Consider the following 15,324-nt stretch of genomic DNA (forward strand, 5'->3'; position numbering starts at 1 on the left):
ATGCTGCCGTTGAAGGTTGTTCAGAATTTGCAATTGAATTGGGAATCAATATTCCGACAGGAAAAGATTCACTTTCGATGAAACAAAAATATCCAAACGACGAAGTAATTGCGCCGGGAACGGTTATTATTTCGGCTGGAGGAAACTGTACAGATATTAAAAAAGTAGTGGAACCGGTTTTACAGAAAAACGGAGAATCTATTTATTATATCAATTTGTCTCAGGATGATTTCAAATTAGGAGGTTCGTCTTTTGCACAAATCAGAAACACCATCGGAAACGAAACGTCTACTATAAAAGAAGCGAAATTCTTCAAAAATGCTTTTAATACAATTCAGGAATTAATCGGTGAAAACCAAATTTTAGCCGGACACGATATAGGAAGCGGTGGATTGATTACTACTTTATTAGAAATGTGTTTTGCTGATGTAAATTTGGGAGCAAAAGTTGATTTTAGCGCTTTCGCGGAAAAAGATCTATTAAAAATCCTTTTCGCTGAAAACATCGGAATTGTTTTTCAGGCTAAATCTGATGCTGCAGTTGAATCTAAATTGAAAGCCAACAATATCGAATTCTTCAAGTTAGGAAAAGCGACAACTACGGAGACTTTAGACCTTGGACTTTGGACTTTAGACATAAAGGAATACAGAGACGTGTGGTTTGAAACTTCTTATTTGTTAGATCAGAAACAATCTAAAAACGGAAGAGCTAAAGCACGTTTTGAAAATTATAAAAATCAGGTTTTAAATTATACTTTCCCAGCTCATTTTACAGGAAAGAAACCAGAAATCGATAATTCTAAACCAAAACCAAAAGCGGCTATTATTCGTGAAAAAGGAAGTAATTCTGAACGCGAAATGGCAAACGCTATGTACTTGGCAGGTTTTGACGTAAAAGACGTTCACATGACCGATTTGATTTCTGGTCGTGAAACTCTTGAAGATATTCAGTTTATTGGTGCTGTTGGAGGATTCTCTAATTCAGATGTTTTAGGTTCTGCTAAAGGTTGGGCCGGAGCATTTTTATACAACGAAAAAGCAAAAACAGCATTGGATAAATTCTTTAAAAGAGAAGATACTTTATCTGTTGGAATCTGCAACGGTTGCCAATTGTTTATGGAACTGGAAGTTATTAATCCGGAGCATGAAGTGCACGGAAAAATGCTTCATAACGAAAGCCAGAAACACGAAAGTATTTTTACTTCTGTAAAAGTTCAGGAGAATAATTCGGTTATGTTGTCGACTTTAGCCGGAAGTACTTTAGGAGTTTGGGTTTCTCACGGAGAAGGAAAATTTAATTTACCGGAACCGGAAGAAAACTACAACATTGTTTCTAAATATGCTTACGAAGGTTATCCTGCAAACCCGAATGGTTCTGATTATAACACGGCAATGCTATGTGACAAAACCGGAAGACATTTGGTGATGATGCCTCATATTGAACGTTCAACTTTCCAATGGAACTGGGCACATTATCCAAAAGACAGAAATGATGAAGTTTCGCCTTGGCATGAAGCTTTTGTGAATGCTAAAAAATGGATTGATAAGAACTAAATTCACTTTTCATTATATAGAAAGCCTCAGTGATACATATTTGCTGAGGCTATTTTTTAACGATTATCTCTTTTCAATTATTGTATTTTATGGTTATATCTTTTCAAATAATTATTTTTTAGGTCTAATTCAAAAATGAACGGTTATTTTCTTGCAAAAATTAAAGTATATTAGCCAAAGAAATGCCACCATTTTTAAAAAAAGTTCCAAAACCTAAAACCTACGTAAAATGAAAACCCTAAAAGCATTCCTTTTTATCTTATTTTTTGTTACTGTAAAATCACATTCACAAGTTCAGGTTGATAAAATCGTATACAAATTAAAAGAACATTATATTACCAATAGCCTTCCTTACCATATTACCGGTACATTTTTACCTCCTGACAAAAAAGAGCCAAGCACGGTTTTAAATGATGACGGAAGCGGAGTGATACAATATGATGATATGACCAAGAAAAAAATAAATTGGGGAATAGAATGCAATTGGGAAGGTGTAGCTATACTGAAAGAAGGTTACAACAGCGCTTCGTATACTTTTTGGTACAGAACAGAAGACAGCGACGAATGGATGTACAGCCAGTTTGCTATTCACTTTGCTAAGAAAAAAATGTTTTTGATGGGAGATCGAATAAAGTTTTACGAGGATTATAACGTACAATAAAGGCATCGGGCACTCTAAAAAATCAACAATAGCATTAGCTGCTTTTCCAATATAATTACCTACAGGATATCTACAATACAAAACGTCCGAAATTTTCGGACGTTTTGTATTGTTTACTAAAATAGAATCAAACTATTTTTCATCAACGCAATCAATTTTTGTTAATGTATTTTTTATATCAAATTTTAATGTTTTTTTATCTTTAAAACTTACTTTTCCATTTGCTTCTACAACATCTCCGTAGCCTTCAATGTAAGTTCCGTCCTTCTGTAAAAAAGCAACTTGTCTAACAGAAGAAACTCCTTCTGAATCAAATGTATAATCGGCAATTAAGGTATCGCCATAAACATTCCCAATCAAAGTTCCTTCGTTTTTATCTTTTCCATATAAGCTATAACTTAGTTTACCATTAACTTCCTGATTGCTGTTTACATTAAAACTCATCCAAATCGTACTGTTATTAGCTGTTGAAGCATAACATTGATTTCCGGAAGGATCAGGCTGTGCGGCAGATTTGGGTGCTTTTGGAATTTCTTGTATTGCCGGTGTAACAGCTGTTTCTTTTTTGCAAGAAACAAATACTGTCAATGCAAGTGCTGATAATAAAATAATTTTTCTCATATACTTTCTTTTTATAATTACTGTGTATAAATTTAATGTAAACAAAAAAATCCATACGTACAAAGAATGGATTTTTTTTATATAATTCCCATACAGGAAAATTTACTTAAGCGTCGTGATCTACTTTAGTTCTTGCAGCAATCTCTTTATAAGTACCGTTTACTAATTTCTCGCGGATAGCCTCAAAAGCAGTAAGTGTTTGAGCAATATCATCCAATGTATGTGGAGCTGTTGGTATAACACGTAATAAAATCATTCCTTTTGGAATAACCGGATAAATTACGATAGACAGGAAAATACCGTAGTTTTCCCTTAAATCATTCACCATCACCATTGCTTCCGGTACGCTTCCTTCCAAATAAACTGGGGTTACACAAGTATTAGTGTCTCCAATATTAAATCCTTTGCTTCTTAAACCACTTTGCAGTGCATTTACATTTTCCCATAATTTATCTTTCAATCCCGGGTTGTCACGCAATAATTGCAGACGTTTCAAAGAACCAATAGTCTGAATCATTGGCAATGATTTAGCAAACATTTGTGAACGTAAGTTATATTTCAAGTAATCAATAATGTCTTTATCTGCTGCTACAAAAGCACCAATATTCGCCATCGATTTGGCAAACGTAGAAAAATAAACATCGATTCCGTCCTGAACTCCCTGCTCCTCACCTGCTCCGGCACCCGTTTTACCAAGCGTACCAAAACCATGTGCATCATCAACCAAAAGACGGAAATTGTATTTCTTTTTCATTTCTACAATTTCTTTCAATTTTCCTTGCTGGCCGCGCATCCCAAAAACACCTTCAGTAATAAAAAGAATTCCTCCACCTATTTCTTCGGCTAATTTTGTAGCACGCTGCAGGTTTTTCTCCATACTTTCGATATCATTGTGTCTATAGGTAAAACGTTTTCCGCTGTGCAAACGAACTCCGTCAATAATACAGGCATGTCCATCTACATCGTATACGATAACGTCATTTCTTGTAACCAATGCATCAATAATAGACACCATTCCCTGATAACCGAAATTCAATAAATAAGCTGATTCTTTCATTACAAAAGCAGCCAGTTCATTTTCTAATTGCTCGTGGTATTTTGTATGTCCGCTCATCATACGCGCTCCCATTGGGGCAGCAGCGCCAAATTCCAACGCAGCATCAGCATCAGCTTTACGCACTTCCGGATGGTTGGCAAGTCCTAAATAGTCATTCAGACTCCAGTTCAAAACCTCTTTTCCCTGAAATTTCATTCTTGGTCCTAAATCTCCTTCTAATTTTGGAAATACAAAATAACCTTCTGCTTGTGAAGCCCATTTTCCTAAAGGACCTTTATTGTTCTGAATTCTTTCGAATAAATCTTTTACCATAATATATAATATGTAGTAGTATTAATTTTAAGAGGTTGCAAAAATAATTATTTATAATTTATTAGCATCTTTTAAATAAATTTATTTTCAGGAGCAGTCATTGTGAATTTTTGAAGCTATTTCCTGCTGTCCACTATATCTTTTCTGCCAAAAAAATGGCACAAAAGGATACCGTTTCCATCAGGGCTAGGGCAATTGGTTTCATAATAAACTTTGGAAAGCTATGAGAAAACCCTATTTCCCAACAATTTCTTTCCGAAAATGAATACCCCAATTTAAAATTTCGTCAAGTAATGTTTTCATTGACAGTCCCAATGGAGTTAGGGAATATTCCACAGTTACAGGCATACTATCATAAAGTGTTCTGGTAATAATTTTGTTCATCTCCAAAGCTTTTAATTCCTGCGATAACATTTTGGGAGATATGTCTACAATTTCCCGTTGAATTTCTCCAAATCTTTTGTTTCCAAATGTCAATGAAATAATAATGGGTAATCTCCATTTGCCTTGAATGACCTCCAAAGTGTCTCTTGTAACCATCAGCCTTTGCTGGCATACTGCTTCTTTTTGATTCATTACTTCATCCTTTTTAAACTACTTACCTGTGAGTAACTACTTACCATTGGGTAACTACTATACTTTAGGTAGTAAATTTAAGTACTTTTGAATTATAAATAAAATTTAAATTAAAAAATCATGACAAATACAACAACATGGGTAATTGACCCACTGCACTCCGAGGTGTTATTTAAAATTAAGCATTTAGTTATTTCTAATGTTACTGGGTCATTCAACAAATTTGATGGAAATATAGTGACCCAAGGAAATGGTTTTACAAATGCCAAAGTAACTTTTGTAATTGATGTAAAAAGTATTGATACTAATCAGGCTCAACGGGACGAGCATTTGCAAAATGGCGATTTTTTTGCATCAGATTTATATCCTCAAATCACCTTTGAATCAACTTCGTTTGTAAACATAAGTGGTAATGATTACAAAATGATTGGAAATTTAACTTTGAGAGGCGTGACTAAACCGATTGAATTAAATGTAGAATATGGTGGTTCAGAAGATAACGGGCATGGTGTTTTAAAACATGGTTTTGAAATCACAGGAATCGTTAATCGCATAGAATTTGGGATGACCTGGAATAAATTAACAGATACTGGTGGTTTAGGATTAGGCGAAAACATCAAACTCATTGCAAATATTCAAGTTGCGGAATTGGTTGCAGAAGCAGTTGAAATTAAAGCGTAACTTTATAATTCTTGAAGAATAATCTTTTTGAAATACTTTCCTTATCAACTAAAAACCTTGTTCAAATAAAAAATGGGCAAGGTTTTTTTGCAATTGTAGAATCACTATAATGAAATTAAGGATTATTACTAATTTTCGAAAATGAGGAGCTTATCCTGGGGCTCTTGTTTTCTGATAGAAGATTTTTTTATGCTCTTAATCTCTTCTATTATTAAAAAATTAGTGTTTTTCTGCAGGGCAATAACTTTTTTGCTTTAAGAATAAACCTGTATCTTTGAATGAACCTATTCATTTTGAAAATTCATGTCACAAAACACCAAAGAATTAAAACTCGCTGTCCTTATTGATGCAGACAATGTTCCGTACAGTAATGTAAAAGGCATGATGGAAGAAATCGCTAAATTTGGAACACCAACCACCAAGCGTATTTATGCCGATTGGACCAAACCCAATTCTAATGGATGGAAAGGCGTTTTACTGGAACATGCCATTACTCCAATACAGCAATATAGCTACACGGTTGGAAAAAACTCCTCCGATTCAGCTTTGATCATAGACGCTATGGATTTGCTTTATTCCGGTAAATTGGATGGTTTCTGTATTGTTTCAAGTGACAGTGACTTTACACGTCTTGCCATTCGCTTAAGGGAATCGGGCATGAAAGTAATTGGAATTGGAGAAAAGAAAACGCCAAATTCATTTATTGTTGCGTGTGACCGATTTATTTATATTGAAGTTTTGGATGGTGCCATTCAGAAGAAAAAACCAAAACCTGTTGCAGCCGATTCAAAAAAACCTGTTGAAAAACCTGCAGAAAAAGCTCTTGCCAAAATTGATGGTGCTACAATTGAACTTATTGAAGCCACGATTGAAGACATTGAAGATGATGATGGCTGGGCATTTTTGGGAGATGTCGGAAATCTAATAGTAAAGAAAAAACCAGAGTTCGACCCAAGAAATTATGGTTTTTCCAAATTGACTCCTATGCTCAAATCACTGACGGATATTCTTGAAATTGACGAAAGGGAATCAGACAAAAAAGGAATCAAACACGTATATGTTCGATTACGATTCAATTAATTTTAAAACATTAAATTTTTTATAGACATGAGAAAGAAATTCTTTATTTACGGATTCTTATTGTTTCTAATTGTTGCAGTAGTATATTATTATTTTAAACTTGGATTCTTACTTTTAGTTGGCTTACCAATTTTATTGGTTATCGGATTTTTTAACACTATTCAGAAAAAACACGCCATTTTAAGAAACTTTCCGGTTTTAGGTTATTTTAGATATTTATTTGAAATGATTGCACCTGAAATTCAGCAATATTTCATAGAAAGGTCAACAGATGGAAAACCCTTTTCCAGAAACCAACGTTCTTTAGTGTATCAAAGAGCCAAAAATATCGATTCAAGTACACCATTCGGAACACAATTAAATCTTAATGACAGAAATTATGAAGGAATTAAACATTCCATTTTTCCAGCAAAAGTCAATGAGGAATTGCCCCGGATTTTAGTAGGCGGAAAAGACTGTAAACAACCTTATCTGGCTTCCCTGTTAAATGTTTCCGCCATGAGTTTTGGTTCTTTAAGCGAAAATGCAGTACGTGCCTTAAATATTGGTGCTAAAAAAGGAAATTTCTATCAAAATACAGGAGAAGGCGGGCTAACTGATTATCATCTGGAAGGCGGCGGAGACATTACCTGGCAGATTGGAACTGGTTATTTTGGATGCCGTAATGCTCAGGGAAATTTCAATCCTGAAAAATTCTCAGAGAAAGCGAATCTTCCCAATGTAAAAATGATAGAGATTAAACTCTCTCAAGGTGCAAAGCCCGGACATGGAGGTGTACTTCCTGCTGCAAAAAATACGGAACAAATTGCACGGATAAGAGGTGTTGAACCTCACACTATGATTCTTTCCCCTCCCAGCCACAGTGCTTTTTCTGATGCTAAAGGGCTGGTTCATTTTATCAAACAATTACGTGAGTTATCCAACGGAAAACCAATTGGATTTAAATTATGCATTGGAAATACTGCCGAATTCGAAGCAATTTGTAATGAGATGATTGCTGAAGATTGTTATCCGGATTTCATTACAGTGGATGGTGCAGAAGGAGGAACCGGAGCGGCACCTTTAGAATTTTCTGACGGTGTTGGAATGCCATTTGCGCCTGCATTAATTTTTGTCAATAAAACTTTGGTCGGATTAAATATTCGAGACAAAATTCGCCTTATTGGCAGCGGAAAGATTATTTCAGGTTATTCTATTTTGCACGCCATTGCATTGGGTGCCGATATGTGCAACAGTGCACGTGGATTTATGTTTTCGTTAGGGTGTATTCAGGCGTTACGCTGTCATAATAACGAATGCCCTACAGGTGTTGCAACACAAAATAAAATGTTGATGAAAGGTTTGGTTGTCACCGATAAATCGGAACGTGTTTATCATTTTCATAAAAACACTTTGCATTCGGCTAATGAACTTTTGGCAGCGGCCGGAAAATCAAGTTTTGCTGATGTTGATATTAACATCTTTATGCGCGGTGATGAATTTGCTAATTTAGCCGATTCTTATTTTCCTGACAATTTAAGCAATGTCATCCGGCATCATTAAACTCCTTAAAGCCTCTTATTAAAAAGAGGCTTTAAAATTTTATATTTAAAAAAAAGAAAAAATTATTTTTTAGTCAATTCTGCTAACTTTTCTTTATCAATAAGTTGCTGGTTTAAAATAGTATTGTTGCTGGCTAAAAAATACACATCGAAAACAACACCTTCTTCAATCAGCTCTTTGGAAATCTTATCGTTTTTGATCATTTCAGTAAGCAATTCAGGAAATACCTGATTAGAAAGTAATTTATTCGAATCGCTTTGTTCTAAATCTGTTTCAATCCTAAGTTCGATTTTACTTTCTGCCAAAAATCCTTTAGCAGTAGTGCCCCTTATATTTTTGCCTTGAAAAAGTGCTGCAGAGCTATTATAAACATTAACATGTTCCTGAATTTTTTGTTTGGTATTTTTACAGCTTAACAATAAAATTGCAAAAAAAACAGCAAATGTGATTCGGATAATTTTCCTGATCATGATTAGATTTTTAAATTAGATATTTTACTTCAAAAAAATAGAATTATATTTCTACCTTAATTACAATTTTATTTAGCATTCCATCCGTAATCATCGGTGCATGCACATCTTCCGGAAAAAGAATTACAAATTGATTTTCCTTTAACTGAAAAAAAGTGTCAGGCTGATCGTAAAAAAAACGCACATCTTTTTCTTCATTGTAACCTCCGTTTGGTTCATTGCATTTCTCTCTTGGCTTCCACGCAAAAGTTTCTATTTCGCTTATACAAAACTGTATATCAATGTTTTTATCATGGCATTCAAAAGTTTCTAAACTTTCAGCTTCGGTTTTTCCTTTACCGGTATATCCAAAAAACTTCACTCCTTCAATTTCATGTTTAAAATCGGCCGGAAGATTTTTTAAATCATTTTGCCTTAAGTAATCAAAAGCTTTTTTAAATGAAGGATGCAAAATTTCATATTTAGCTGCATTTTCTAACGAATCAAGAATCATAATTTTTTATTTTAGTTTTGTTGAAGTTTAATATCCGTAAAGTAATAAAATCTATTTCAATTTCTGAAGTCTTAAAAGTGCCTCCAAATAATAATAATCTGCATAATTAATAGAACAGTCTATTTCGCTTCCGGCGGGTTTATGACCTGTAGCATGAAGTAAAAATGCCGAATTGATGTCTCGGCTTTGATAATAATCTGAGAGCGAAACAATCATCTTTTTAGATTTTGTTAAATATTCACTTTTCAAATTTTTATCTTTTGTAAATGAACTCAATTCAATAAGTGCCGAAGATACAATTGCTGCTGCAGAAGCATCTCTTGGCTCATTGGGAATATCCGGGGCATTAAAATCCCAATACGGAACTAAATCTTCGGTAGTTAATTTATTCAAATAAACACGAGCTAATTGATGCGCAAAATCTAAAAACTTAGGATTTTTTGTCTCTCTGTAAACCATCGTGAATCCATAAATTGCCCAAGCCTGACCTCGCGCCCACATGCTGTCATCACTATATCCCTGAGCCGTAATTCCTTTTATTTTTTTTCCAGTTTCATTGTCATAAATTATTAAATGATAAGAAGTAAAATCTGGCCTAAAGTGATTTTGCATTGTCGTTTCGGCATGTTTTACGGCAATATTATACAGCTTTTTATTTCCACCATTTTTAGAAGCCCAAAAAAGAAGTTCCAAATTCATCATATTATCAATAATGGTATTGTGCCCTCCGTATTTATTATTTGGCCATGATAAAATTGTACCCACTTTTGGATTAAAGAGTGTTGCCAGCGTATCGGCCGTTTTCAGGATACTATTTTTATACTCTTTGTTTTTTGTTAATCGATATCCATTTCCAAAACTATTAAAAATTTGGAAACCCAGATCATGATCACTTGCTTTGGTAACTGAAAGTGGTGTTAAAAACCTACTAAATTTATCAGCTTCTTTTTCCCATTTTTTATCCCCTGTTGCTTCATACAAATACCATAATTCTCCCGGCCAGAAACCACTTGTCCAGTCTTTGTAATTGACAAATTTCCATTCCTTGCTTCCATTAGGAACTGATCTTGGAGAGGTGCCATCGTCCGGAATTACTTTTAAAGTTTTTGAAGCCTGAGCAACGCAATATACAAGCTCATTCTTTATGTCAAATGAATTGCTTTTTTGGGCGTAACTTATACTCGTTACAATAAACAAGGTAGAAATCATGATTTTAAATCGGGTATTCATATGGTTCTTTTTTGGTTAGAAAGTTTATGCGTGATAAATTTATAAAATAAAGTAAACCTTTAGCAATCTTTGTATTTTTGTTTACCTAAAAAAGTACTAATATTTCAAACGAAACTGAGATTTGAAAAAATACAGAATTCCATATTTTATAGTCTTACTACTGATAATTTTTCTTGGAATCATGTCGAGAAAAACGAATTTGATTCCATTAAGTACTGGTGATTTTCTGTATGCTATTATGATTTATGTTCTGATCCGAATTGTATTGATTAACAAAAAAGGGGATCAAATAGCTTTCCTGTCTTTGATAACCTGTTACGGAATTGAGTTTTTACAGTTATATCAAGCAGACTGGATGATTGAACTTAGAAAAACACTTTTTGGAAAATACGTTTTAGGACAAGGTTTTTTATGGACGGATATTTTAGCTTATACTTTTGGAGTTCTATTTGCTTTTATTTCAGAAGAAATCATACTGCACTATTTCAATCAAAAGTCTGTGTGATTTTTTCAATATTTAAACTGTTTGCCATAGCCATAAATATCTGATAATAAACGCCTTTATTATCATACAATTCATCATGAGTTCCTTTTTCTACACATTTCCCTTTTTCCAAAACTATAATATTGGATGCATCAATAATTTGCGAAATACTGTGCGATATTATAATTACGGTTCTGTCCTTTTTAATAGCATCCAGCGATTTTTTAATTTGTTCTGTTGCTATAGCATCTAAACTGGCGGTTGGTTCATCAAGAAAAATGATTGGAGGATTTTTTAGAAAAAGTCTTGCAATAGCAATTCGCTGTTGCTGTCCGCCGGAAAGTAAATGCGCATCAGAATCATAGCCTTTTGGCAACTGCATGACCTGTTCATGAATGTAAGCTTGTTTTGCAGCCTCCATTATTTCTGATTGTGAAGCATCCGGTTTTCCATATAAAATATTTTCGGCGATTGTACCTTTAAAAATATGGTTTTTTTGAAGAACCAACCCAATATTCCTGCGAAGAAAATTGGTGTCATAATCCATCAAATCTACTCCGTCCAGATAAATTTTTCCTGCTGAAGGCAAGTAAAATTTATCCAATAAATTAATAACTGTACTTTTTCCTGCTCCGCTTAATCCAACCAAAGCTGTGGTTTCGTTTGGTTTTACTGTAAAATTAATATCATAAAGTGCTTTAGTTCCATTTGGATATACAAAGTCTACATTTTTAACTTCAATCAGTCCGACAATTTTTTCAGGAACATAATTTCCGCTGGTTTCTTTTTCTTTGTCAGATTCTAAAATATCAAAGAAACCTTCTGAATAAATTAAGGCATCGTTGACTTCGTCATAAATTCGGTGCAATTGCCTGATGGGTGCCGAAACATTATTGAACAACATAATATGAAACATGATCGCTCCAATGGTCATGGTATTATTCAATACAAAATAAGCTGTTAAAATAATAATGATTACTACTCCTATCTGCTCGACAAAGCTTTTAATACTTTCAAAAATAAAACTGGTTTTTCTGGTTTCCAGTTGATTTTCGGTCATTTCAAACTGAATCTTTTTATGGCGATTGGCCTCCATCGGTTCACGGACAAAAGATTTAATAACAGTTATAGAATCAATTAAACTAATGATCCCGTTGTTTTTAGTTTCACGATACGTTCGCATTCTTCTACGAAAACCACTTAATTTTGTTGCTTGCATCTGGCTGATAAAAAAGTAAATCGGTATGATACACAAGCTAACCAAACCGACATAAAAATTGGCATAAAACATAATGACCAAGGCAACAAAGGCATTCGCAAACAAAGGCAGGATATCAATAAAAAAATTCTGGACCAATCTTGTCAGGCTGCTTATTCCTAAATCGATTCTGGTTTGAAGTTTTCCGCTTTCATTTTCATCAGAAGTATAAAATTCCATTCTATAACTTAGAATTTTTTCAACGATTGTTTGAGAAATATCACGTGTAATGAATATTCGGAGTTTTTCACCATAGAATTTTTGTCCAAATTGCACCACAGAATTAACCAGTTCCTTAGTCAGCAAAACAATGCTGATTATACCCAATAAATGAAATCCTTTTGACAGGGGCTCGTGTGCTACCATTAAATTATTAATTGTATCAACCGTATATTTTAAAATTAACGCATTTACCTGTGCGGCAAAAGACCCTAAAAACGTAAGTAGTAAAGTTGCAATGACCATTTTTCTGTAAGGCTTTACAAAAGGCATTATTTTTTTATACAGAACTGATAATTGCATTTTTTTTATTTTTGAGACTTTATCAAATATAAGAATTCTAAATTTGTGTTGAAAATAGTATCACACCTAAATATACAATTATGAAATTGGTTTTTGCATCCAATAATTTAAATAAGATCAAGGAAATCCAGAGCATCCTAAACGGCTCGATTGAATTATTAAGTCTAGAAGAAATCGGCTGCAATGAAGAAATCCCTGAAACAGCTGCCACTATTGAAGGAAATGCTATCCTGAAAGCCAATTATGTAACACAAAAATACGGTTACGATTGTTTTGCAGATGATACAGGTTTAGAAGTTACCGCTTTAAATGGAGAACCTGGCGTTTTTTCTGCCCGATATGCCGGCCAACAAAAAAATGCTGACGATAATATGAATAAACTTTTGGATTCATTAATTGATAAAGAAGAAAGAAGTGCCCAGTTCAAGACTGTTATTGCATTAAATTTAAGCGGGCAGCAACATTTATTTACAGGAATAGCGAAAGGAAATATAATCCGGAAAAAAAGAGGTAATCATGGTTTTGGTTATGACCCCATTTTCGAGCCTGAAAATTATACAAAAACTTTTGCCGAATTATCTTCGGAAGTAAAAAATAAAATCAGTCATCGTGCAAAAGCCACTCAGCAACTGATTGATTTCCTGAACTCCATGTAACTATTGTTTAAAATACAACATTTAAATAGGCAAAATTTATATTTTCAGACGTAAATTTTAAAATTTCTTATCATCATCTTTTTGCTTTCAACATAACTTTTTGATAATCAAATAATAACAAATACACAATTCTTAAAATAGCATTAGTTTATCTGAATAATTAACAGTAATTTTGCACCCTATTTTAAATACACATATGAATAAATTTGAACAATTAGGATTGAATGAATCGTTACTGAAGGCGATTTTAGATCTAGGATTTGAGAATCCGTCAGAAGTACAGGAGAAAGCGATTCCCCTATTATTGGAAAAAGACACAGATATGGTTGCGTTGGCTCAGACAGGGACAGGGAAAACGGCAGCTTTCGGTTTTCCGCTAATTCAAAAAATTGATGCTGACAACAGGAATACACAAGCATTAGTTTTATCGCCAACACGAGAACTTTGTTTACAGATTACCAACGAACTTAAAAACTACTCAAAATACGAGAAAGGTATTAATGTGGTAGCAGTTTACGGCGGGGCTAGTATTACAGAGCAAGCTAGGGACATTAAAAGAGGAGCACAAATTATTGTGGCTACTCCGGGAAGAATGCAAGACATGATCAACAGAGGTTTGGTTAACATTAAAAATATAGATTACTGTATTCTTGATGAGGCTGATGAGATGTTGAACATGGGATTCTATGAAGACATCGTATCTATTTTATCAGATACTCCAGATCAAAAAAGTACATGGTTGTTCTCTGCAACTATGCCACAAGAGGTTGCCAGAATTGCAAAACAATTTATGAGCGACCCGGTAGAAATTACTGTAGGAGCTAAAAATTCAGGTTCTGCTACAGTTTCCCACGAATTTTACTTAGTAAACGCGCGTGATCGTTACGAAGCTTTGAAACGTATCGCCGATGCTAATCCAGACATTTTCTCAGTTGTTTTCTGTAGAACAAAACGTGACACACAAGCTGTAGCTGAAAAATTAATTGAAGATGGATACAGCGCTGCTGCCTTGCACGGAGATTTATCTCAGGCGCAACGTGATGGTGTAATGAAATCATTCCGTGGAAGACAAATTCAAATGCTTGTTGCTACTGATGTTGCTGCACGTGGAATTGACGTTGACAACATTACTCACGTAGTAAACTATCAGTTACCTGACGAGATTGAAACATACAATCACCGTTCTGGTCGTACTGGTAGAGCTGGAAGATTAGGAACTTCTATCGTTATTGTAACTAAAAGTGAAATTCGTAAAATTTCTTCAATTGAAAGAATTATCAAACAAAAGTTTGAGGAGAAAACGATTCCTTCCGGAATTGAGATATGCGAAATCCAATTGCTACACTTAGCAACGAAGATTAAAGATACTGAAGTGGATCACGAAATTGACAATTATCTTCCTGCTATCAACAGCGTTTTGGAAGGTTTGACAAAAGAAGAACTGATCAAAAAAATGGTTTCAGTAGAATTTAACCGTTTTATTGCTTACTACAAAAAGAACAGAGATATTTCTGCTCAGTCTTCAGGTTCTGAAAGACGTGAAAGAGGAGATTCTGAACCAAGAGAAAACAATAATAGTGGTGCAACAAGATATTTCGTAAACATTGGATCGAGAGATAATTTCGATTGGATGTCATTGAAGGACTATTTGAAAGAAACGTTAGATTTAGGTCGTGATGACGTTTTCAAAGTAGATGTTAAGGAAGGTTTCTCTTTCTTTAATACTGATCCTGAGCACACTGACAAAGTAATGGAAGTATTAAACAATGTTCAGTTAGAAGGACGTCGTATTAATGTTGAAATTTCTAAAAACGATGGTGGCGGAAGACGTGACCATAACGGACGCAGTGGCGGCGGCGGAGGACGTAATTCTGCTCCAAGACGTGAAGGAAGTTTTGCTCCAAGACGTGAAGGTTCTGGTGGTGGATTTAGAAGCGACAGAAACTCAGGTCCAAGAGAAGGCGGCGGTTTCAGAAGTGACAGAAATTCTGCTCCAAGAGAAGGTGGTTTCAGAAGTTCGCCTCCAAGAAGTGAAGGTGGTTCAGACAGAGCTCCAAGACGTTCTGAAAGCTTCGGTGATTCACCAAGACCAAGAAGACCAAGAAAAGATTAATTATTTGATTATCTT

General features: G+C 34.4%; 15 protein-coding genes. 8 read left to right on the plus strand and 7 right to left on the minus strand.

Features of this window, described 5'->3' with window-relative positions; translation table 11 throughout:
• Both ABI657_RS05585 and ABI657_RS05590 read left to right on the plus strand, forming a co-directional pair.
• Nucleotides 1-1,553: phosphoribosylformylglycinamidine synthase subunit PurQ (locus tag ABI657_RS05585; RefSeq protein ID WP_348096259.1), on the plus strand; the 1,553-nt coding region annotated here is incomplete at its 5' end.
• A gap of 229 nt (nt 1,554-1,782) precedes the next feature.
• Nucleotides 1,783-2,214, plus strand: coding sequence for a hypothetical protein (locus tag ABI657_RS05590; RefSeq protein ID WP_348096260.1), 432 nt, complete (start codon nt 1,783-1,785; stop codon nt 2,212-2,214).
• A 132-nt stretch (nt 2,215-2,346) separates the two neighbouring features.
• Here ABI657_RS05590 and ABI657_RS05595 read toward each other — a convergent pair whose 3' ends face one another.
• The 3 genes from ABI657_RS05595 to ABI657_RS05605 all read right to left on the minus strand — a co-directional run bounded on the left by ABI657_RS05595 (nt 2,347) and on the right by ABI657_RS05605 (nt 4,780).
• Complete coding sequence (locus ABI657_RS05595) at nt 2,347-2,835, minus strand: hypothetical protein (protein ID WP_348096261.1); 489 nt, start codon at nt 2,833-2,835, stop codon at nt 2,347-2,349.
• Nucleotides 2,836-2,941: 106 nt separating this feature from the next.
• Complete coding sequence (locus ABI657_RS05600) at nt 2,942-4,204, minus strand: pyridoxal phosphate-dependent aminotransferase family protein (RefSeq protein ID WP_348096262.1); 1,263 nt, start codon at nt 4,202-4,204, stop codon at nt 2,942-2,944.
• 234 nt (nt 4,205-4,438) lie between these two features.
• Nucleotides 4,439-4,780, minus strand: a complete 342-nt coding sequence (locus tag ABI657_RS05605; RefSeq protein ID WP_348096263.1) for a helix-turn-helix domain-containing protein — start codon at nt 4,778-4,780, stop codon at nt 4,439-4,441.
• A 120-nt stretch (nt 4,781-4,900) separates the two neighbouring features.
• Between ABI657_RS05605 and ABI657_RS05610 the strand changes: the two genes are divergently transcribed.
• From ABI657_RS05610 to ABI657_RS05620, 3 genes are all read left to right on the plus strand, one after another.
• Nucleotides 4,901-5,461: a YceI family protein gene (locus tag ABI657_RS05610; RefSeq protein ID WP_348096264.1), complete on the plus strand. Its 561-nt coding sequence runs from the start codon at nt 4,901-4,903 to the stop codon at nt 5,459-5,461.
• Nucleotides 5,462-5,764: 303 nt separating this feature from the next.
• The gene (locus ABI657_RS05615; RefSeq protein ID WP_348096265.1) at nt 5,765-6,541 is read left to right on the plus strand and encodes an NYN domain-containing protein; all 777 of its coding nucleotides are present in this window, start codon (nt 5,765-5,767) and stop codon (nt 6,539-6,541) included.
• 27 nt (nt 6,542-6,568) lie between these two features.
• The gene (locus tag ABI657_RS05620) at nt 6,569-8,083 is read left to right on the plus strand and encodes an FMN-binding glutamate synthase family protein (RefSeq protein ID WP_348096266.1); all 1,515 of its coding nucleotides are present in this window, start codon (nt 6,569-6,571) and stop codon (nt 8,081-8,083) included.
• Nucleotides 8,084-8,145: 62 nt separating this feature from the next.
• Here the strand turns inward: ABI657_RS05620 and ABI657_RS05625 are convergent, their stop codons facing one another.
• The 3 genes from ABI657_RS05625 to ABI657_RS05635 are packed head-to-tail and all read right to left on the minus strand — an operon-like array spanning nt 8,146 to nt 10,276.
• A complete protein-coding gene (locus ABI657_RS05625; RefSeq protein WP_348096267.1) occupies nt 8,146-8,553 on the minus strand; it encodes a hypothetical protein in 408 nt (135 codons plus the stop codon).
• A 43-nt stretch (nt 8,554-8,596) separates the two neighbouring features.
• Nucleotides 8,597-9,046, minus strand: coding sequence for a YhcH/YjgK/YiaL family protein (locus tag ABI657_RS05630; protein ID WP_348096268.1), 450 nt, complete (start codon nt 9,044-9,046; stop codon nt 8,597-8,599).
• 51 nt (nt 9,047-9,097) lie between these two features.
• Nucleotides 9,098-10,276, minus strand: coding sequence for a glycoside hydrolase family 88 protein (locus tag ABI657_RS05635; RefSeq protein WP_348096269.1), 1,179 nt, complete (start codon nt 10,274-10,276; stop codon nt 9,098-9,100).
• Nucleotides 10,277-10,457: 181 nt separating this feature from the next.
• Between ABI657_RS05635 and ABI657_RS05640 the strand changes: the two genes are divergently transcribed.
• A complete protein-coding gene (locus ABI657_RS05640; protein ID WP_348096270.1) occupies nt 10,458-10,781 on the plus strand; it encodes a DUF2809 domain-containing protein in 324 nt (107 codons plus the stop codon).
• Here the strand turns inward: ABI657_RS05640 and ABI657_RS05645 are convergent.
• Nucleotides 10,762-12,540, minus strand: coding sequence for an ABC transporter ATP-binding protein (locus ABI657_RS05645; protein WP_348096271.1), 1,779 nt, complete (start codon nt 12,538-12,540; stop codon nt 10,762-10,764). The two genes, ABI657_RS05640 and ABI657_RS05645, sit on opposite strands and share 20 nt — an antisense overlap.
• A gap of 80 nt (nt 12,541-12,620) precedes the next feature.
• On the opposite strand from ABI657_RS05645, the gene ABI657_RS05650 reads away from it, so the two are divergent.
• A complete protein-coding gene (locus ABI657_RS05650; protein WP_348096272.1) occupies nt 12,621-13,196 on the plus strand; it encodes a non-canonical purine NTP diphosphatase in 576 nt (191 codons plus the stop codon).
• A gap of 196 nt (nt 13,197-13,392) precedes the next feature.
• Nucleotides 13,393-15,309: a DEAD/DEAH box helicase gene (locus tag ABI657_RS05655; protein ID WP_348096273.1), complete on the plus strand. Its 1,917-nt coding sequence runs from the start codon at nt 13,393-13,395 to the stop codon at nt 15,307-15,309.
• The last annotated feature ends 15 nt before the right edge of the window (nt 15,310-15,324 follow it).

This window comes from Flavobacterium sp. (genome assembly GCF_039930565.1).
In the GTDB taxonomy this organism is placed as follows: Bacteria; Bacteroidota; Bacteroidia; order Flavobacteriales; family Flavobacteriaceae; genus Flavobacterium.